This window comes from Wenyingzhuangia gracilariae (assembly GCF_056387575.1).
Window position 1 is genome coordinate 1,745,727 of sequence record NZ_CM150748.1, and the last position, 17,314, is coordinate 1,763,040.

Sequence of the window (17,314 nt, forward strand, 5' to 3'; positions counted from 1 at the left end):
CTAAAGTAAGTTCCAATACGAATAAATTTAAATCTCAAAACTAAAACTATCCTAATTCACACACAACTTTTAGGTATGATCCGGAATGATCCTACAAAATTAATATACTTTTAATTTTATGAAACGCGAAAAAAGCCTTACTGATTATCAGTAAGGCTTCTGTAGTCCGTAGGGGAATCGAACCCCTGTTACCAGGATGAAAACCTGGCGTCCTAACCCCTAGACGAACGGACCGTTATTTTTTCTTATAAAGAAGCTACGTGCTTAGTCAATTTTGACTGTATGTTAGCTGCTTTATTCTTGTGAATAATATTATTCTTAGCTAACTTCTGTAACATAGAAACTACTTTAGACAATTGTCCTTCTGCTTCTGTTTTATCTGTCATGTTACGTAAAGCTTTCACAGCGTTTCTTGTTGTTTTGTGCTGGTATTTATTTCTTACCTGCTTAGCGCTGTTACTTCTTATTCTTTTTAATGCTGACTTATGATTTGCCATCTTATGTATCTATTATATCTTAATTTTATAAAAAATTGTAGTCCGTAGGGGAATCGAACCCCTGTTACCAGGATGAAAACCTGGCGTCCTAACCCCTAGACGAACGGACCTTTTTGCTTTGCTTTAACCTATATAGGTTTTTGCTTTAGCGGTTGCAAATATACACACGTTTTGTAATTCTGCAAACTTTTTTCAAAACTTTTTTAAGTTTTTTTTCTAATATGCTTTTGCAAACAAAACACGCTTGCTTGATGGCTTACCTGTAAACACACAAACACCTGCTTCTTCTTTAAAATCTAAAGGAATACAACGTATGGTTGCCTTTGTTAACTCTTTAATCTTATCCTCTGTTTCTTCTGTCCCATCCCAGTGAGCAGCCACAAAACCTCCTTTATTTTCAATTACATTCTTGAACTCATCAAAAGTATCTACTACAGTAGTGTGTTCTTTTCTATAATCTAGGGCTTTTGTCAATAAATTCTCTTGAATTTCAACCAACAAATTCTCTATCACTTCAACAGCCTCTTGTTGCTGGTAACTTTTTTTCTCTAAAGTATCTCTTCTTGCAATCTCTAAAGTTCCGTTTTCTATATCTCTAGCACCTATAGCAACTCGTACAGGAATTCCTTTTAACTCATATTCTGCAAACTTCCAACCTGGCTTGTGTGTATCTCTGTCATCAAACTTAACAGATATTCCTTTGGCCTTTAATTCCGATGAAATTAAATTTACTTTTTCACGAATTGCTTCTAATTGCTCTTCTGTTTTATATATAGGTACAATAGCTACTTGAATTGGTGCCAATTTTGGAGGTAACACCAAACCATGATCATCTGAATGAGTCATAATTAAACCACCAATTAAACGAGTAGACACTCCCCATGAGGTAGACCAAACATGTTCCTGTTTTCCTTCTTTAGACGTATATTTCACATCAAAAGCTTTGGCAAAATTTTGTCCTAAGAAATGAGAGGTACCTGCTTGTAATGCTTTTCCATCTTGCATTAGTGCTTCAATTGTAAATGTATCATCTGCACCTGCAAATCTTTCACTTTCAGATTTGACTCCTTTTATTACTGGCATTGCCATAAAATTTTCTGCAAAATCTGCATAAACTTGTTGCATTTGTAACGTTTCTTCTAATGCTTCTTGTTTAGTTGCATGAGCTGTGTGCCCTTCTTGCCATAAAAACTCTGCAGTTCTTAAAAACAACCTTGTTCTCATTTCCCAACGGACTACGTTTGCCCATTGATTTACTTTTATAGGCAAATCTCTATAAGATTGTACCCATCCTCTGTAAGTATTCCATATAATAGCCTCACTAGTAGGGCGAACCACTAATTCTTCTTCCAATTTTGCATTTGGGTCTACTATTAATTTACCTGGATTTTCTGGATCTGTTTTTAATCTGTAATGAGTAACCACAGCACATTCTTTAGCAAATCCTTCTGCATTTTTTTCTTCTGCTTCAAACAAACTTTTAGGAACAAATAATGGAAAATAAGCATTTTCATGCCCTGTTTCTTTAAACATTCTATCTAATTCATTCTGCATTTTTTCCCAAATAGCATAACCATAGGGTTTGATAACCATACACCCTCTAACGGCAGAGTTTTCGGCCAAATCAGCCTTTACTACCAACTCATTATACCACTTTGAGTAATCTGTACTCCTGCTAGTTAATTTTGATCCCATATATTTTTCTTTGGCACAAAAATTGTAAATTTAATATTATCCTAAAGCTCTTAAAGCTTAGTTGGCAAAACTACTATTTTTTGCATTGTTCAACAATAAAATAATAAGTATTATGAAGACTCCTAACTTTCTACATATCCGCACCTGTTTGTATTTATTTATCGGAGTATTTATGTTCTTATTTTCTTCTTGTACCTTTTATCAAAATTATGCATATACAGATGGTATTTACGAAACTCCTAAACACGTTCCTAATACTGTTTTTAGTGATGAAATGAATCGTGTTAACGGCCTTTCTTCTATTGTTTTAGAAAATGACGAATCTACCATTCAATCTAAAAATCCCAACAAGAAGAATTATTATACAGAATCTAACCCTCAGAATGTAAATGTATATGTAAACTCTTATGACCCTTATTGGGGTTATAATGGGTGGAATGATCCTTTTTGGCCGCACAGAAACAGATGGAATACATGGGGTTGGAATTCTTGGGGCTGGAACAATTATTACGGATACAACGATTGGCATTGGGGATTTGGCTACAATTCTTACTGGAATCATCCATTTTATGGTTATGCAAATCCTTATTATTATAGACCTCATTATAACAATCGTTATCAACAGCCACAAAAGAAAAGAAGTAATAGCAATCAATACAGATCATCTAACAACAGCAGATACTACAACAATTCACAAAACTCATCTAGAAACAGCAGATATTACAACAACAATAGCAGTAATCAACCTACAAAAAGTTATAGAAGATCTTCTTCAAGCAGTCGTTCATCTACACAAGGCTCTTACAACAACGCTTCTAGTAACAATACTAAAAGCAGTAATTCTTCTAGTACTCGTTACTACAACAATTCAAGTTCATCATCTAATTCTTCTAGCGCTAATCAAAGAAGTTCATCATCTTACAGATCTAACAGCAACAGCTACAGAAGAAGATAAAACATATCAAACATGAAACACATTGCATCATTTTTAATATTGAGCCTTGTAACTTTTGTAAGTTCTAAAGCTCAGACCTTAAACTACACCGATTTGGGTATTTTATTTTCTGAAGAAAAAACTATGGGAACCGCTAGATTTACCGGATTGAACGGTTCTATGGGAGCTGTTGGAGGAGATATTAGTGCGGTTCAAAAAAACCCAGCTGGTGCAGCCATTTTCAACCACAATGAATTTAACATAACCGGAGGAAAACACAATTACAACAATACAAACAACTATTATGGCCAACAAACAACAAACGAGGCTACTCGTTTTACTTTAGACCAAGTGGGAGGAGTTTTTGTTTTTAACGATCTTTACTCTTATAGCGATTGGAAAAAAATTGCTTTAACAGTAAACTACCAACGTACCAATGATTTTTACACTAGAGATTTGTTTGAGGGGAATAGTGGCTATGCTACATTTTATAGACACCCTAAAGCTCCTGGCTACGATGATGACGAAGATTTAGATACGTCTGAACATTTTGAAAACGCACAAAGCCAAACCTTTTTCAATTCTATAGACGGAAAAACATCTAAGCTTAGTTTTAGTTTTGCAGGACAATATAACGATGACCTATATTTAGGTTTTGGATTAAATTTTCACAGTTTAAGTTTTTTTCAAACAGCAGAACTTAACGAATTAAATCAAGATAACTCTGGTTATGTTTTAGATGGGCTATCTATTCAAAACAACTCTCAGACAGCAGATGGTTTTTCTATCAATGCAGGTATTATAGTAAAACCTATTCACGAACTTAGACTTGGTTTTTCTGTAGAATCTCCTACTTGGTATTATAATGTATTAGAAGAGTATGATATTACTGAATTAATTGCCAACATTCCTAATAAAGGAATAGATGCTGCAAAACCTTTTGTTGACAATTCTTATTTAGAGTACAACTTAAGAACCCCTACCAAACTAACCGCAAGTGCTGCCGTTGTTTTAGGAAAAATAGGGTTTATAAATATTGATTACACCTACAAAGGCTACAAATCTTTAACTTTAGAGGGATTGCCTGAATTTAGAGATGACAATCAATATTTTACAAACGCTTTGCAAAACACCAACAATATTAGTATTGGAACTGAAATTCGTTTAGGGAATTTAAATTTAAGAGGAGGAGCTGGTTACGAACAAAGTCCTTACAAAAAGAATTTAGACCGTGATTACATTGACATTCTAAAATTAGGTAATAAATACTCAGGCTCTTTGGGAATCGGATATCGTTTTGGAAACTCTAAACTAGATTTAAGTTACAGAAAAACAATTCAAGACAATGAATATGATATTTACGATGGAGATCTTGTAAACGCAGCAAGTATAGACAACAACAATAGTAATTATGTTATGACTTATACTTATATTTTTTAAATCTATAATTTAGAGTAATTATCTCTAAGAGCAACTCATAAATTTAGAAGGTAATTTAATTTAAATACCCTACTTTTGTACAAATTTTTTGAGAAATGAGTACACATACAATAAGCATAGAAGGAACTAACAATCCTTCCATTATTAAGTTTGTTAGCAACAATCAAATTACCCAAGGAGGTAGCTATCAATTTAACAACATTGATGAAGCTAAGGAATCGCCTATTTCTCAAGAGTTATTCAAGCTTCCTTTTGTTGCCAAGGTTTTTATTAGTGCAAATTTTATTGCTATAGAAAAATATGATATTGTAGAATGGAGCGATATTCAAAACGATATTAGAGAATTAATTGAGATTTATCTAAACGAAGGAAACACAATAGTTACAGACAAAGCAGAAACCAAAAAAGTTGCGATTGAGGTGTACGCAGAAAGCACCCCAAACCCAATGGTTATGAAATTTGGATGTAACAAAATGTTAACCCCAGATGACAATGAATATAAATCTGTAGAAGAGACAAAAAACTCTCCATTAGCACAAGTTTTATTCGAATTCCCTTTTGTTCAAGAAGTTTACATTTCCGAAAACTATGTTTCCATTACCAAAAACAACATGGTAGAATGGGGAGAAGTTAACACACAATTAAGAAGCTTTTTAAAAGAGTACATTCAATCTGGAAAAACTATTATTGATACCTCTATAGAAAAACCAAAAGTAGAAGTTCAAGCAACTCCTATAGAAAATTTAGAGGGGACTTCTTTAGACATTGCCAATATTTTGGAAGAGCATGTAAAACCTGCTGTAGCTAACGATGGAGGAAACATTGTTTTTCAAAACTACGATGAAAACACCAAAGATGTATATGTTATTTTACAAGGTGCTTGTAGCGGATGTCCATCATCAACAATTACGCTAAAAAACGGAATTGAAACCATGTTAAAAGAAATGTTACCTAACAAAATAAACAGTGTTATTGCTGTAAACGGTTAATCGCTACATATGTCTAAAATCATTAAACCTTACAAAAACTCAAACGCTACTAAAAAAGACCAAGTAGCCAACATGTTTGATAATATTTCTAAAAACTATGACGGTTTAAATAGAGTCATTACTTTTGGAATTGATGTAAAATGGAGAGAAAAAGTTGTAGAACTTGTAAAAGCATCTTCACCTCAAAAAATTTTAGACATAGCCACTGGTACTGGAGATTTAGCTATTATGCAAAGTAAAGCCATTCCTTCTGCACAAATTATTGGTTTGGATATATCTGCAGGAATGTTAGAGGTAGGAAAAGAAAAAATTAAAACTCTAGGTATAGAAAACTCTGTTGAATTGGTTTTAGGTGATTCTGAAAACATTCCCTACGAAGACAATTTTTTTGATGCTATTACCGTTTCTTATGGAGTAAGAAATTTCGAAGATCTAAATAAAGGTTTAAAAGAAATATACAGAGTATTAAAACCCGGAGGAATTTTTGTTGTTTTAGAAACATCTGTACCTACCAAATTCCCTTTTAAACAGGGATATCAATTTCATAGTAAAGTTATTTTACCTTTGGTAGGAAAATTATTTTCTAAAGACAAAACCGCATATTCTTATCTTTCAGAATCTGCCAATTCTTTTCCTCACGGAGAAGCTTTTAATACTATTTTAAAACATAATGGATTTAACAATGTAACCGATATACCGGTTACATTTGGAGTATCAACCATATACAAAGCCACAAAATAATGAAACGTTTTATTGTCTTTTTTCTTTTACTAAATTGTGCATTTGCTAATGCGCAAAAAGAGAAAATTAAACAATTAGAACATTTTGACAAAACTCCAATTAGATACGGATATTACCTTGGCTTGCACTACAAAGGTTATGCTTTAGAAGGAAACAATGCATCTGTAACTCCTGGAGTTGGTTTTCAATTAGGAGTTTTAGCAGATTTGTACATTAACAAATATGTGAGTGTTATTGCAGAACCAGGTGTACTTAGCAGTACCAATAAACTTACACTGGCCAACGAAAGTATTCAAATGCCTACCACTCATTTCCACTTACCCATTTCGTTAAAATTTACAACTCAAAGAATTAACAACATTAGTGCTTATTTTTCTACAGGGGTTTCTTACAATTATAATTTTACTGCAGAAAAAAACATAGGAGATGGAGGTGCTAAACCAAACGATTTTACACTAACCAAACACACTTTTATGGGAGAAGTGGTGTTAGGAACAAATTTTTACTTTCCTTACTTTAAATTTTCTCCTTCTATTAGAGGAATTTATGGTTTTAATAATGAATACAAAGGATTAGGAGTTACAGCCAAAAACAGTTTAAGCAGTTTAAAATCTAGAGCTATTTTACTTACTTTAACATTCCAGTAGCTCTCCTAAACTCATTCAAAATAATTGCAGCTGCTGTGGCTACATTTAAACTTTCTGTTTCTTGAATATCACCATACCTTGGAATGGTAATTTTTTGACGAATTAAAGACTTAATTTCTGAACTTACACCATTAGCTTCATTCCCCATAATTACAATTCCGTTACTAGGCAGTTTGGCTGTATACACACTTTCCCCTTCCATATCTGTAACATAAAAGGGTTGTTCTGTCGTTTTTACATAATCAACCAAATTCACATATTTTATAACAACACGAGTTAAAGACCCCATGGTAGATTGCACTACTTTGGTGTTGTAACAATCTACAGTTGTTTTACTACATATTAGTTCTTTTACTCCAAACCAATCACATAAACGAATAATAGTACCTAAATTTCCCGGGTCATTTATACCATCTAACACAACCTTTAATCCAGAATTATTCACAGGTAATTCTTCAGGAATTTTAAAAAGAGCAACCACTTTGTTAGGAGATTTTAAAACACTTATTTTTTTCAACTCCAATTCTGTTATTAAATCAGGACAATATTTACTATAATGCTCCAAAACATCTGATGTACAAAACAACTTATCCAACTCAAATTTAGAGGTTAAAAACTCCTCTACAACCTTTATTCCTTCAACCACAAAAAGTCCTTCTTTTGTTCTATACTTTTTTTGCTGTAAACTCGTTATTAATTTGATTTGATTTTTTGAAATTGCCATGTCATTACTCAGTTTAAACATCAAATTTACTACTAAAAATCAATAAGCATTACTCAGTAATCTATTTAATGCTTATTTTTGATAAAAAATTCCTTATTTTTTGAAATCACATTTTTTTAATTCTATTCTTTTTTTATTGCTCAGTATTTTATTTACTGCTTGTAATTCTACTAAATATGTTAAAAAAAACGAATACCTATTAGAAAACAATATCATTAAAATTGATGGTAAAAAAACTTCTGATTTAGAAATTACCTCTTATCTGATTCAGAGACCCAACAACACCGTTTTAGGAATTCCTTTAGGACTGCATTTATACAATATTGGAAATGTAAATTACGACTCCATTCATCAACAAAAAATGCAAAATTTTGTAAAAAGAAATAATTTTTGGGATCAATTTTTATCAAAAAAACAAACACTAAAACTGTTAAACAAAAGAAAAAGCGTTAACAATTGGTTTTTAACCAAAGGAGAAGCTCCTGTTATAGTTAATCTTGCAAAAACACTTCAAACAGAACAAAATTTAAGAACTCACTTTTTTAACAATGGTTATTTTAACGCTACTGTTAAAACAACGCTTATAAACGATATTGAGAAAGCTAATGTTATTTACAACATTACCAAAAACAAACCTTTTTACATTGGAGACATTCATTACCACATTAGTTCTCCTGAAATAGAACAAAGTTTACAAAAGCATTTAAACAAACTCCCTTTAGAAACAGGACAACAATACAAGTTAGAAAACTTTAAAAATGCTGTTTCTAAAATCACATCTACTTTAAGAAACAATGGTTATTATCATTTTAACGAAGGACTTATTAGTTTTAGACAAATAGACACTTTAGCACAAAACAACATTACTCCAGTAGATATTTATATTGAAAACAGAAAAATCAAAAAAGGAGATCAAATTATTGAATTGCCAAGTAAAATTCAGACCATTCACAAAATAAATGTCTATACCGACTATAGTTATCAAACAAGAAACAGACCTTACAACATAAAAAAACCTTACAACGCTATAGATTTTTATGCGCATCAAAAACTAAAACATAAAACCAAAACTCTAGCCAATTCTATATTTATAGAACCTAATCAAATTTACAATGATGAAAGTGTTGAATTAACCCGAAATCACTTAAGGTCTTTAAACAACTTTAAATCCATTAAAATATCTCACAAAGAACTAGCCAATAACAAACTAACAACAACCATAGTTTTAACACCTCAAAAAAAATACGGGGTAGGAATTAACACCGAAATTATTCATTCTAACATTAAGCAACTGGGGTTATCCGGTGGATTTAGTTTTATTAACAGAAACTTATTTAGAGGGGCAGAAATATTCCAACTTTCTTTACAAGGAAGTATTTTTGATACTGCTACAAAAGTTAGCGGAGAAGACTCTACTAGTTTTAATGCTTATGAAGTGGGAGTTGATGCTTCTTTAGAATTTCCTAGGTTTATTTTTCCTCTGTTAAGTAATATTATTCCACGTACCATGACCCCAAAAACAAAAATTACAATTGGTACTAGTTTTCAGAAAAACATAGGTTTAGACAAACAAAAAGTAAGTGGGGTTGTTAATTATTCTTGGAAATCATCAAGTAAAAACACTCATAACATAGAACTCTTAAACCTACAGTTTATTAACAACTTAAACCCTGAATCTTACTTTAATATATATAGTTCAGAATATCAGAAAATAACCGATATTAAACCCCTTATAAATCCAGACTACAACTTAACTACTAGCAATGCTTCTAGCTTTATTAATAACATTCCTAATAGTTTTGCCAATAGCAATCCTGTAGAATACACTACATTAAAAAACATTGCAAAAAGAGAAGAAATTATTACCAGTAACAATATTATTCCTGCAACTTCTTATTCTTTTGAACACAATAGCAGAAGAGGTTTATCGGACACGAACTACAATTTCTTTAAAACCAAAATAAGTTCCGCTGGTAATTTGAACAGCTTTTTCTTAAAAGAAGAAGAAAATCAAAAAGTTTTTCAAAAAATTCCCATCTCAGAATTTGTAAAAATAGATGTTGATTATAGAAAATTCTGGAGTAAATCCCCCAACAACTCCCTTGCTTTTAGAGCATTTATTGGTATTGCTATTCCTACAGGTAAAAACAAAGACATTCCGTTTATTACCAGTTATTTTGCAGGAGGCTCTAACGATATTAGAGCTTGGAAAACATACGAATTAGGACCTGGTAGCTCTAATTCTGGATTAGAATTTAACATTGGAAATCTTAAGTTACTTTCTAGTTTAGAATATCGTTTTAAAGTTATTAACAGCATACACGCTGCTATTTTTGCAGATGCCGGAAACATTTGGAACCTTCCTAGCTCATCTGCAGCCTCTAACGACGAAATATTTCACGGCTTTAAATCCTTAGAAAATATTGCATTAGGTACTGGCTTTGGAATTCGATATGATTTTAACTTTTTAGTTCTAAGGTTAGATTTGGCATTTAAAACATTTGAGCCATATTTAGCCCAAAACAAATGGCTATCTAGTTACAGATTAAATGAGTCTGTACTTAACATTGGTATCAACTACCCATTCTAGTACGATATCGTTTTCGTATAAAGAAGTACACATCAGACCCTTATTTCCTATAAAAATAACTATTTTTGTTGTGATTAATTCAATTAAACTAATTATATAATGAGTTACAATATTAAACCAGGAGTTGCTACAGGAGATGCAGTTCAAGAGATTTTCAAATTAGCGAAAGAAAAACAATTTGCATTACCTGCTGTTAACGTAACAGGTAATAATACAATTAACACAGTTTTAGAAACCGCTAAAGAATTAAACTCACCAGTAATTATCCAATTCTCTAACGGAGGAGCCGTATTTAATGCAGGAAAAGGATTAGATAACACTGACCAAAAAGCAGCCATTGCTGGAGCTGTTGCTGGAGCAAAACACGTACATGAATTAGCAGTTGCTTATGGAGTACCTGTAATTTTACATACAGACCACGCTGCAAAAAAATTATTACCTTGGATTGATGGTTTATTAGATGCTTCTGAAAAACATTTTGAAGAAACAGGTGCACCTTTATTCTCTTCTCATATGATTGATTTATCTGAAGAGCCATTAGAAGAAAACATTGCTATTTGTAAAGAGTACTTAGCTCGTATGGACAAAATGGGAATGACATTAGAAATTGAATTAGGTATCACTGGAGGTGAAGAAGATGGTGTAGACAATTCTGATGTAGATGAATCTAAATTATACACGCAACCAGAAGAAGTAAACTACTCTTACGAAGAACTATCTCAAGTTTCTTCAAGATTTACAGTTGCTGCTGCATTTGGTAACGTTCACGGTGTATACAAGCCAGGAAACGTAAAATTAACTCCAAAAATCTTAGATAACTCTCAAAAATTCATCGAGAAAAAACACGGATTAGGACACAATCCTATTGATTTTGTTTTCCACGGTGGTTCTGGTTCTTCTGTAGAAGAAATTAGAGAAGCTATTTCTTATGGAGCTATTAAAATGAACATTGATACTGATTTACAATATGCATTCATGGAAGGAATCAGAGATTATTTTGCTTCTAACGCAGATTATTTACAGTCTCAAATAGGAAACCCAACAGGAGCAGATGCACCTAACAAGAAATACTACGACCCAAGAGTTTGGTTACGTAAAGGTGAAGAGACTTTAAAAACTCGTTTAAAACAAGCTTTTACAGACTTAAACAACGTAAACACTTTATAATCAACAAGATTATAACTTTAACACAAGTAACAATAGAGAAACTGTTTTTATACAGTTTCTCTATTTTTTTTAGTAAATTGCCCTACTTTAAAACGAATAATTATGACAGCTTGGTTTAAAAGAAGTGATAAAGGAATTCAAACCCCTACAGAAGCAAAAAAAGATGTACCTAAAGGTTTGTGGTACAAAACTCCTAGTGGAAAAATTATTGACACAGATGAATTAAAAGTTAATTTATATGTAAGCCCAGAAGATGGATACCACGTAAGAATTGGGAGTAACGAATATTTTGAAATACTTTTTGATGACAATAAATACACAGAATTAAACGAAAACTTAAGCTCTGTAGATTCATTAGAATTTGAAGACACCAAACCTTACCCAGTAAGAATAAAAGAAGCTCAAGAAAAAACAAAACTAAAAGATGCCGTTAGAACTGCCGTAGGTAATTCATACGGAAAACCTTTGGTTATAGCCGCTATGGATTTTGCTTTTATTGGAGGTTCTATGGGATCTGTAGTTGGTGAAAAAATTGCAAGAGCCATTGATTATGCTAGAGAAAATAAAGTTCCTTTCTTAATGATCTCTAAATCTGGAGGTGCTCGTATGCAAGAAGCTCCTTTATCATTAATGCAATTGGTAAAAACATCTGCAAAATTAACTCAGTTAGCAGAAGCTAAAATTCCTTACATATCCTTATGTACAGACCCTACTACAGGTGGAACAACAGCTTCTTACGCAATGCTAGGAGATATTAACATAGCAGAACCTAATGCCTTAGTTGCTTTTGCAGGTCCAAGAGTTGTAAGAGACACTACAGGACAAGACTTACCAGAAGGTTTCCAACGTTCTGAATTTTTATTAGAACATGGTTTCTTAGATGCTATTTACGAACGTAAAAACCTAAAAAAACAAATCAACTTATACCTTGATTTAATTTTAAACAACCAAATTAGAACAGAAGCTTAAACACTTTTACAACCTAATAAATAACAAAAAAGGATTATTATTGGACAGCCCCCAAAAAGTTGGACGGTTAAAAAATTAATTATTGATATGAGCTCGATATTTTATCGGGCTCATTCCATTTAAAGCTAATGATATTCTATCATTATTATAATAGCAAATATATTCATTAATTTCCTTTTCTAATTGCTCAATCGAGTTCCATTGTTTTAGATAAAACAGCTCAGATTTTAAAGTTCCAAAGAAATTTTCAATAATAGCATTATCTAAACAATTCCCTTTTCTAGACATACTTTGAATCATCTTGTTCTTTTTTAAGATATTCTGATATTTTTCCATTTGATATTGCCATCCTTGATCCGAATGTAATAACACATTTGCTGCTTTATACTTTTTAAAAGCTTTCCCCAGCATTTGAGTTATTTGTCTAAAATTAGGACTCCTAGAAATTTGATAACTAATGATTTCTCTACTACATAAATCAATAATTGGAGACAAATAAAGTTTTTGACCTTTAACTTTAAACTCTGTAATATCTGTAGCCCATTTTTGATTGGTTTTAGAAGCCTTAAAATTCCGTTTAAGTATATTGGGAGCTATTTTACCTTGACTTCCTCTGTAAGAACGATACTTTTTAACTCTAATCAAAGATTTTAACCCTATGGACTTCATTAGTCTTAATACTGTTTTATGATTGATGATAATCCCTCTGTTGTTTAGTACTAAAGTGATTCTTCTATAACCATATCTACCTTTGTGTTGATGGTAGATTTGAGTAATAAACCTTTTTATAAATTCATATTTATCAGGCTCTTTACTTTTTTGTAAATGATAATAAAAACTACTTCTAGCCATCTTTGCATGATGTAACAATACCGACAAATCATGCTTATGCCTTAACTCATTTATGACTATTGCTTTTTCTCTCTGGCTTGAGCTAAGGCTTGTAACTTTTTTAGCAAATCAAGTTCTGCTTTTAAAGATTGATTCTCTTTTAAAAGTTTTTCTTCTCTAGTTAATGGTATAGATTTATTTTTTCTAGACTTGGGTTTCATTCCGATAGGTCTTCCTTTAGGTTGATTTTTAAGACCTTTCAAACCTAAGGATTTATATCTTCTTTGCCAATTAATAATACTAGCACCACTTCCAATATCAAATAGAATACATGCTTGCTCTAAAGAAAGATGTTCTTTTTCTATTCGTTGTAAAATATCAAGTTTAAATGATGATGTATATTGTTTATTTATCTTTGGTAACAAACCTTGAACTCCTTTGTGTTCATATTGCCTACACCAAAGAGAAAGAAGAGAACTATCAAAACCTAGCTCTTTACTCAAACTAGTTATAGAGCGTTCTCCTTTAAGAACTAACTTCACACATTCTTGTTTAAAGCCTAATGTGTATTTTACTTTTCTAGACATAAAAATACCCCCAAATTGTGTCTAACATTTTGGGGGCACTCTATATTTTACAATAATCCTTTTTTTTGAAACATAAAAAAACCTTTACTATAATAGTAAAGGTTTTTGTTTTATGTATAATAAAAATAGAATTACTTTCTATCCTTAATTTCTGTATAAGGTCTTAAAGGCTCACCAACATACAACTGACGTGGACGACCAATAGGCTCTTTATTCTCTCTCATTTCTTTCCATTGAGCAATCCAACCTGGTAAACGTCCCATAGCAAACAACACTGTAAACATTTCTACAGGTATCCCTAAAGCACGGTATATAATTCCTGAATAAAAATCTACGTTAGGATATAAATTTCTAGATTTAAAATACTCATCATTTAAAGCCGCCTCAGACAACCCTCTTGCAACATCTAACACCGGATCCTCAATTCCTAAATCAGCCAACACTTCTTCTGCAGCCACTTTAATAATTTTTGCTCTAGGATCAAAGTTTTTATATACTCTATGACCAAATCCCATCAAACGGAAAGGATCTGATTTATCTTTTGCTTTGGTAATGTATTTCTCAAAATCTCCACCGTCATTTTTAATAGCTTCCAACATTTCAATCACCGCTTGGTTAGCTCCACCATGTAAAGGCCCCCATAAAGCAGAAATTCCTGCCGAAATTGATGCAAATAATCCTGCATGAGAAGAACCTACAATTCTAACTGTAGATGTAGAGCAGTTTTGTTCATGATCTGCATGTAAAATTAACAACTTATCTAAAGCATTGATAATTGTTTTGTTACATTTATATTCTTGATTAGGTCTTTTGAACATCATTTTTGCAAAACTCTCTTCATACCCTAAATCAATATCCCCATAATCTAAAGGCTCTCCTTTCATTTTACGCATACACCACGAAACTAAAACAGGAAATTTCCCCATAAGCATCGTAATTGCACGGTACATATCTTCTTTAGATGTAATTTCTACAGATTTTGGATTAAAAGCTGTTAATGCACTTGTTAAAGAAGATAAAACCCCCATTGGATGAGCGTTCTTTGGAAAAGCATCTAAAATTTTATGAATATCTTCATCTACTAAAGATTCATTTTTAATGTCTTGTTCAAATTTATCTAACTCAACTTGAGTAGGTAATTCTCCAAAAATCAACAAATAAGAAACTTCCAAAAAAGAAGCTTTTTCAGCTAAATCTTCAATTGCATAGCCTCTATAGCGTAAAATACCTTTCTCTCCGTCTAAGAAAGTTATAGCACTCTTACAAGAACCTGTGTTCTTAAAACCTGGATCAATTGTAGTTACACCACCAGTCAATCCTCTTAACTGTTTGATATCAATTGCCAATTCGTTTTCCGAACCTTTTTCAATCGGAAACTCATACTTTTTTCCTTCTATTTCTAATATTGCTGTGTTTGACATATATAAATGTTATTTCCTTTTTTTTTGAATTTCACAAATCTACAAATAATTAAGTATTAATAAAAGAAATAGATACTTAATTAAACTACGTATTAATACTTAGTTTAACAACAAACTTCATTTCTGTTAGAATCCACAACATTTCACTTCTTGTTAAATCTATTGTTTAACATCAAAAAAACAAGATTAACATCATCAAACAATAAACACAAATAACTAAAAAACAACTAGTTAATAAAAAAACAAACCATTGAACAACGTAACTTTTTTAGGTTCTTTTTTTAAACCCAAATTACTATTCTAATTTTGTGTATTATATTAAGCAAAACTAAGACAATAAAGACCTTTTTAAGATGGCATTAAATAAACACAGTAAAAGACTAACACAGGATCCTTCTCAACCAGCATCACAAGCAATGTTATATGCTGTTGGATTAACAGATGAAGACATGAAAAAGCCTCAAATTGGTATTGCAAGTACCGGTTATGATGGTAATCCATGTAATATGCACTTAAACAACTTAGCGCAAGAAATAAAAAAATACACGAATCTTAACGAACAAGTAGGTTTAACCTTTAATACTATTGGTGTTTCAGATGGAATTTCTATGGGAACATCTGGAATGAACTACTCTTTAGCTTCTAGAGATATTATTGCAGATTCTATGGAAACTGTAGTAAACGCGCAAAGTTACGATGGTTTAATAGGTGTTGTTGGATGTGATAAAAACATGCCTGGTGCTGTAATTGCAATGTTGCGCTTAAATCGTCCATCTATTATGGTATATGGTGGGTCTATTGCCTCAGGAAAATACAAAGGACGTAAGTTAAATATTGTGTCTGCTTTTGAAGCCCTAGGTCAAAAAGTAGCAGGTGAAATAGATGAAACAGAATATAGAGAAATCATCAAAGCTTCTATTCCAGGAGCTGGTGCTTGTGGAGGTATGTATACCGCAAACACCATGGCTTCTTCTATTGAATGTATGGGATTAGCTTTACCTTACAACTCTTCTATACCAGCAGAAAACCCAAACAAGTTATCAGAAGCTGAGCGCACTGCAAAAGCTATGAAAAACTTATTGGAATTAGATTTAAAACCTAAAGATATTGTTACTAAAAAATCTATAGAAAATGCAATAACTGTAGTAAATGCGTTAGGTGGTTCTACCAATGCAGTATTACATTACTTAGCTATTGCCTATGCTGCTGATGTTGAATTTACTATGGAAGATTTCCAAAGAGTTTCTGATAAAACTCCTTTAATTGGGGATTTAAAACCTTCTGGAAAATATTTAATGGAAGATGTACATAGCATTGGAGGAACTCCTGCTATTTTAAAATACTTGTTAGATAATGGATTTTTACACGGAGATTGTATGACTGTTACTGGTAAAACCTTAGCAGAAAACCTAGCCGATGTTGAACCTATGGAATTTGAAGAACAAGATTTATTATACCCAAAAGATAAAGCTTTAAAGTCTTCTGGAAATATTCAAATTTTATACGGAAACTTAGCCGAACAAGGTGCTGTTGCAAAAATATCAGGAAACGAAGGATTAAAGTTTGAAGGAAAAGCAGTTGTTTATAACAGTGAACAAGATGCAAATGACGGAATTTCTAAAGGTGAAGTGGAAAGAGGTGATGTTGTTGTTATTCGTTATGTAGGACCTAAAGGAGGACCTGGAATGCCAGAAATGTTAAAACCTACTTCTTTAATTATGGGAGCTGGTTTAGGAAAATCAGTTGCATTAATTACTGACGGTCGTTTCTCTGGAGGAACTCACGGTTTTGTAGTAGGTCACGTAACTCCAGAAGCACAAGTTGGTGGGTTAATTGGATTGGTAGAAACAGGAGACACCATTTCTATTAGTGCAGAAGACAACTCTATTACACTACAAGTTTCTGAAGAAGAAATTGCAAAACGTAAAAAACTTTGGAAAGAACCTGCTTTAAAACACAATAAAGGAATCTTATTCAAATATGCCAAATCGGTAGCATCAGCATCAGAAGGATGTGTAACTGACAAATATTAAATTTTAGTACAAAGTACTAAGTACAGAGTAATTAGTTTACACTTTGTTC

General features: G+C 32.1%; 15 protein-coding genes and 2 tRNA genes. 9 read left to right on the forward strand and 8 right to left on the reverse strand.

The window, feature by feature from the left end; all coding sequences use genetic code 11:
* Positions 1–162: 162 nt before the first annotated feature.
* The 4 genes from ACY2IJ_RS07650 to proS form a co-directional block, all read right to left on the reverse strand.
* Positions 163–234 (reverse strand) — tRNA-Glu (locus ACY2IJ_RS07650).
* 11 nt (positions 235–245) lie between these two features.
* Positions 246–497, reverse strand: coding sequence for a 30S ribosomal protein S20 (rpsT, locus tag ACY2IJ_RS07655; RefSeq protein ID WP_476723772.1), 252 nt, complete (start codon positions 495–497; stop codon positions 246–248).
* A gap of 38 nt (positions 498–535) precedes the next feature.
* A tRNA-Glu gene (locus ACY2IJ_RS07660) sits at positions 536–607 on the reverse strand.
* A gap of 106 nt (positions 608–713) precedes the next feature.
* Complete coding sequence (gene proS / locus ACY2IJ_RS07665; RefSeq protein ID WP_476723773.1) at positions 714–2,192, reverse strand: proline--tRNA ligase; 1,479 nt, start codon at positions 2,190–2,192, stop codon at positions 714–716.
* Positions 2,193–2,364: 172 nt separating this feature from the next.
* On the opposite strand from proS, the gene ACY2IJ_RS07670 reads away from it, so the two are divergent.
* From ACY2IJ_RS07670 to porT, 5 genes are all read left to right on the forward strand, one after another.
* A complete protein-coding gene (locus ACY2IJ_RS07670; RefSeq protein ID WP_476723774.1) occupies positions 2,365–3,147 on the forward strand; it encodes a hypothetical protein in 783 nt (260 codons plus the stop codon).
* Between the two features lie 12 nt (positions 3,148–3,159).
* Positions 3,160–4,566: an OmpP1/FadL family transporter gene (locus ACY2IJ_RS07675; RefSeq protein WP_476723775.1), complete on the forward strand. Its 1,407-nt coding sequence runs from the start codon at positions 3,160–3,162 to the stop codon at positions 4,564–4,566.
* A gap of 95 nt (positions 4,567–4,661) precedes the next feature.
* Positions 4,662–5,555 carry a NifU family protein gene (locus tag ACY2IJ_RS07680; RefSeq protein ID WP_476723776.1) on the forward strand — a complete coding sequence of 298 codons (894 nt, stop codon included), beginning with the start codon at positions 4,662–4,664 and terminating at the stop codon, positions 5,553–5,555.
* A gap of 9 nt (positions 5,556–5,564) precedes the next feature.
* Complete coding sequence (ubiE, locus tag ACY2IJ_RS07685) at positions 5,565–6,296, forward strand: bifunctional demethylmenaquinone methyltransferase/2-methoxy-6-polyprenyl-1,4-benzoquinol methylase UbiE (protein ID WP_476723777.1); 732 nt, start codon at positions 5,565–5,567, stop codon at positions 6,294–6,296.
* On the forward strand, positions 6,296–6,943 hold the full coding sequence (gene porT / locus ACY2IJ_RS07690) for a type IX secretion/gliding motility protein PorT/SprT (RefSeq protein ID WP_476723778.1): 648 nt from the start codon (positions 6,296–6,298) through the stop codon (positions 6,941–6,943). Before ubiE ends, porT begins: the two co-directional genes overlap by 1 nt.
* On the opposite strand, the gene ACY2IJ_RS07695 is transcribed toward porT, so the two are convergent.
* On the reverse strand, positions 6,924–7,667 hold the full coding sequence (locus tag ACY2IJ_RS07695) for a TrmH family RNA methyltransferase (protein ID WP_476723779.1): 744 nt from the start codon (positions 7,665–7,667) through the stop codon (positions 6,924–6,926). The two genes, porT and ACY2IJ_RS07695, sit on opposite strands and share 20 nt — an antisense overlap.
* A 100-nt stretch (positions 7,668–7,767) precedes the next feature.
* Here ACY2IJ_RS07695 and tamL point away from each other — a divergent pair, with 100 nt between their 5' ends.
* The 3 genes from tamL to accD all read left to right on the forward strand — a co-directional run bounded on the left by tamL (position 7,768) and on the right by accD (position 12,393).
* A complete protein-coding gene (gene tamL, locus ACY2IJ_RS07700) occupies positions 7,768–10,257 on the forward strand; it encodes a translocation and assembly module lipoprotein TamL (RefSeq protein ID WP_476723780.1) in 2,490 nt (829 codons plus the stop codon).
* 99 nt (positions 10,258–10,356) lie between these two features.
* Complete coding sequence (gene fbaA / locus ACY2IJ_RS07705) at positions 10,357–11,424, forward strand: class II fructose-bisphosphate aldolase (RefSeq protein WP_476723781.1); 1,068 nt, start codon at positions 10,357–10,359, stop codon at positions 11,422–11,424.
* A 102-nt stretch (positions 11,425–11,526) separates the two neighbouring features.
* Positions 11,527–12,393 (forward strand): acetyl-CoA carboxylase, carboxyltransferase subunit beta, encoded by an 867-nt coding sequence (gene accD, locus ACY2IJ_RS07710; protein ID WP_476723782.1) that lies wholly within the window; start codon positions 11,527–11,529, stop codon positions 12,391–12,393.
* 75 nt (positions 12,394–12,468) lie between these two features.
* Here the strand turns inward: accD and ACY2IJ_RS07715 are convergent, their stop codons facing one another.
* From ACY2IJ_RS07715 to ACY2IJ_RS07725, 3 genes are all read right to left on the reverse strand, one after another.
* Positions 12,469–13,305, reverse strand: a complete 837-nt coding sequence (locus ACY2IJ_RS07715; RefSeq protein ID WP_476726546.1) for an IS3 family transposase — start codon at positions 13,303–13,305, stop codon at positions 12,469–12,471.
* Positions 13,302–13,811 (reverse strand): transposase, encoded by a 510-nt coding sequence (locus ACY2IJ_RS07720; RefSeq protein ID WP_476723783.1) that lies wholly within the window; start codon positions 13,809–13,811, stop codon positions 13,302–13,304. The genes ACY2IJ_RS07715 and ACY2IJ_RS07720 overlap by 4 nt, the downstream gene beginning before the upstream one ends.
* A 131-nt stretch (positions 13,812–13,942) precedes the next feature.
* A complete protein-coding gene (locus ACY2IJ_RS07725) occupies positions 13,943–15,232 on the reverse strand; it encodes a citrate synthase (protein WP_476723784.1) in 1,290 nt (429 codons plus the stop codon).
* Between the two features lie 353 nt (positions 15,233–15,585).
* Here ACY2IJ_RS07725 and ilvD point away from each other — a divergent pair, with 353 nt between their 5' ends.
* Entirely contained in the window at positions 15,586–17,265 is a 1,680-nt protein-coding gene (gene ilvD / locus ACY2IJ_RS07730) for a dihydroxy-acid dehydratase (protein WP_476723785.1), read from the forward strand.
* The last annotated feature ends 49 nt before the right edge of the window (positions 17,266–17,314 follow it).

Bases quoted from the DNA above. Each gene is read 5' to 3' on its own strand.
- ACY2IJ_RS07695 (WP_476723779.1), bottom strand. From the start codon at position 7,667: ATGGCAATTTCAAAAAATCAAATCAAATTAATAACGAGTTTACAGCAA.
- accD (WP_476723782.1), top strand. From the start codon at position 11,527: ATGACAGCTTGGTTTAAAAGAAGTGATAAAGGAATTCAAACCCCTACA.
- ACY2IJ_RS07720 (WP_476723783.1), bottom strand. From the start codon at position 13,811: ATGTCTAGAAAAGTAAAATACACATTAGGCTTTAAACAAGAATGTGTG.
- ACY2IJ_RS07670 (WP_476723774.1), top strand. From the start codon at position 2,365: ATGTTCTTATTTTCTTCTTGTACCTTTTATCAAAATTATGCATATACA.
- ilvD (WP_476723785.1), top strand. From the start codon at position 15,586: ATGGCATTAAATAAACACAGTAAAAGACTAACACAGGATCCTTCTCAA.
- ubiE (WP_476723777.1), top strand. From the start codon at position 5,565: ATGTCTAAAATCATTAAACCTTACAAAAACTCAAACGCTACTAAAAAA.
- ACY2IJ_RS07725 (WP_476723784.1), bottom strand. From the start codon at position 15,232: ATGTCAAACACAGCAATATTAGAAATAGAAGGAAAAAAGTATGAGTTT.
- ACY2IJ_RS07680 (WP_476723776.1), top strand. From the start codon at position 4,662: ATGAGTACACATACAATAAGCATAGAAGGAACTAACAATCCTTCCATT.
- rpsT (WP_476723772.1), bottom strand. From the start codon at position 497: ATGGCAAATCATAAGTCAGCATTAAAAAGAATAAGAAGTAACAGCGCT.
- fbaA (WP_476723781.1), top strand. From the start codon at position 10,357: ATGAGTTACAATATTAAACCAGGAGTTGCTACAGGAGATGCAGTTCAA.
- ACY2IJ_RS07675 (WP_476723775.1), top strand. From the start codon at position 3,160: ATGAAACACATTGCATCATTTTTAATATTGAGCCTTGTAACTTTTGTA.
- proS (WP_476723773.1), bottom strand. From the start codon at position 2,192: ATGGGATCAAAATTAACTAGCAGGAGTACAGATTACTCAAAGTGGTAT.
- porT (WP_476723778.1), top strand. From the start codon at position 6,296: ATGAAACGTTTTATTGTCTTTTTTCTTTTACTAAATTGTGCATTTGCT.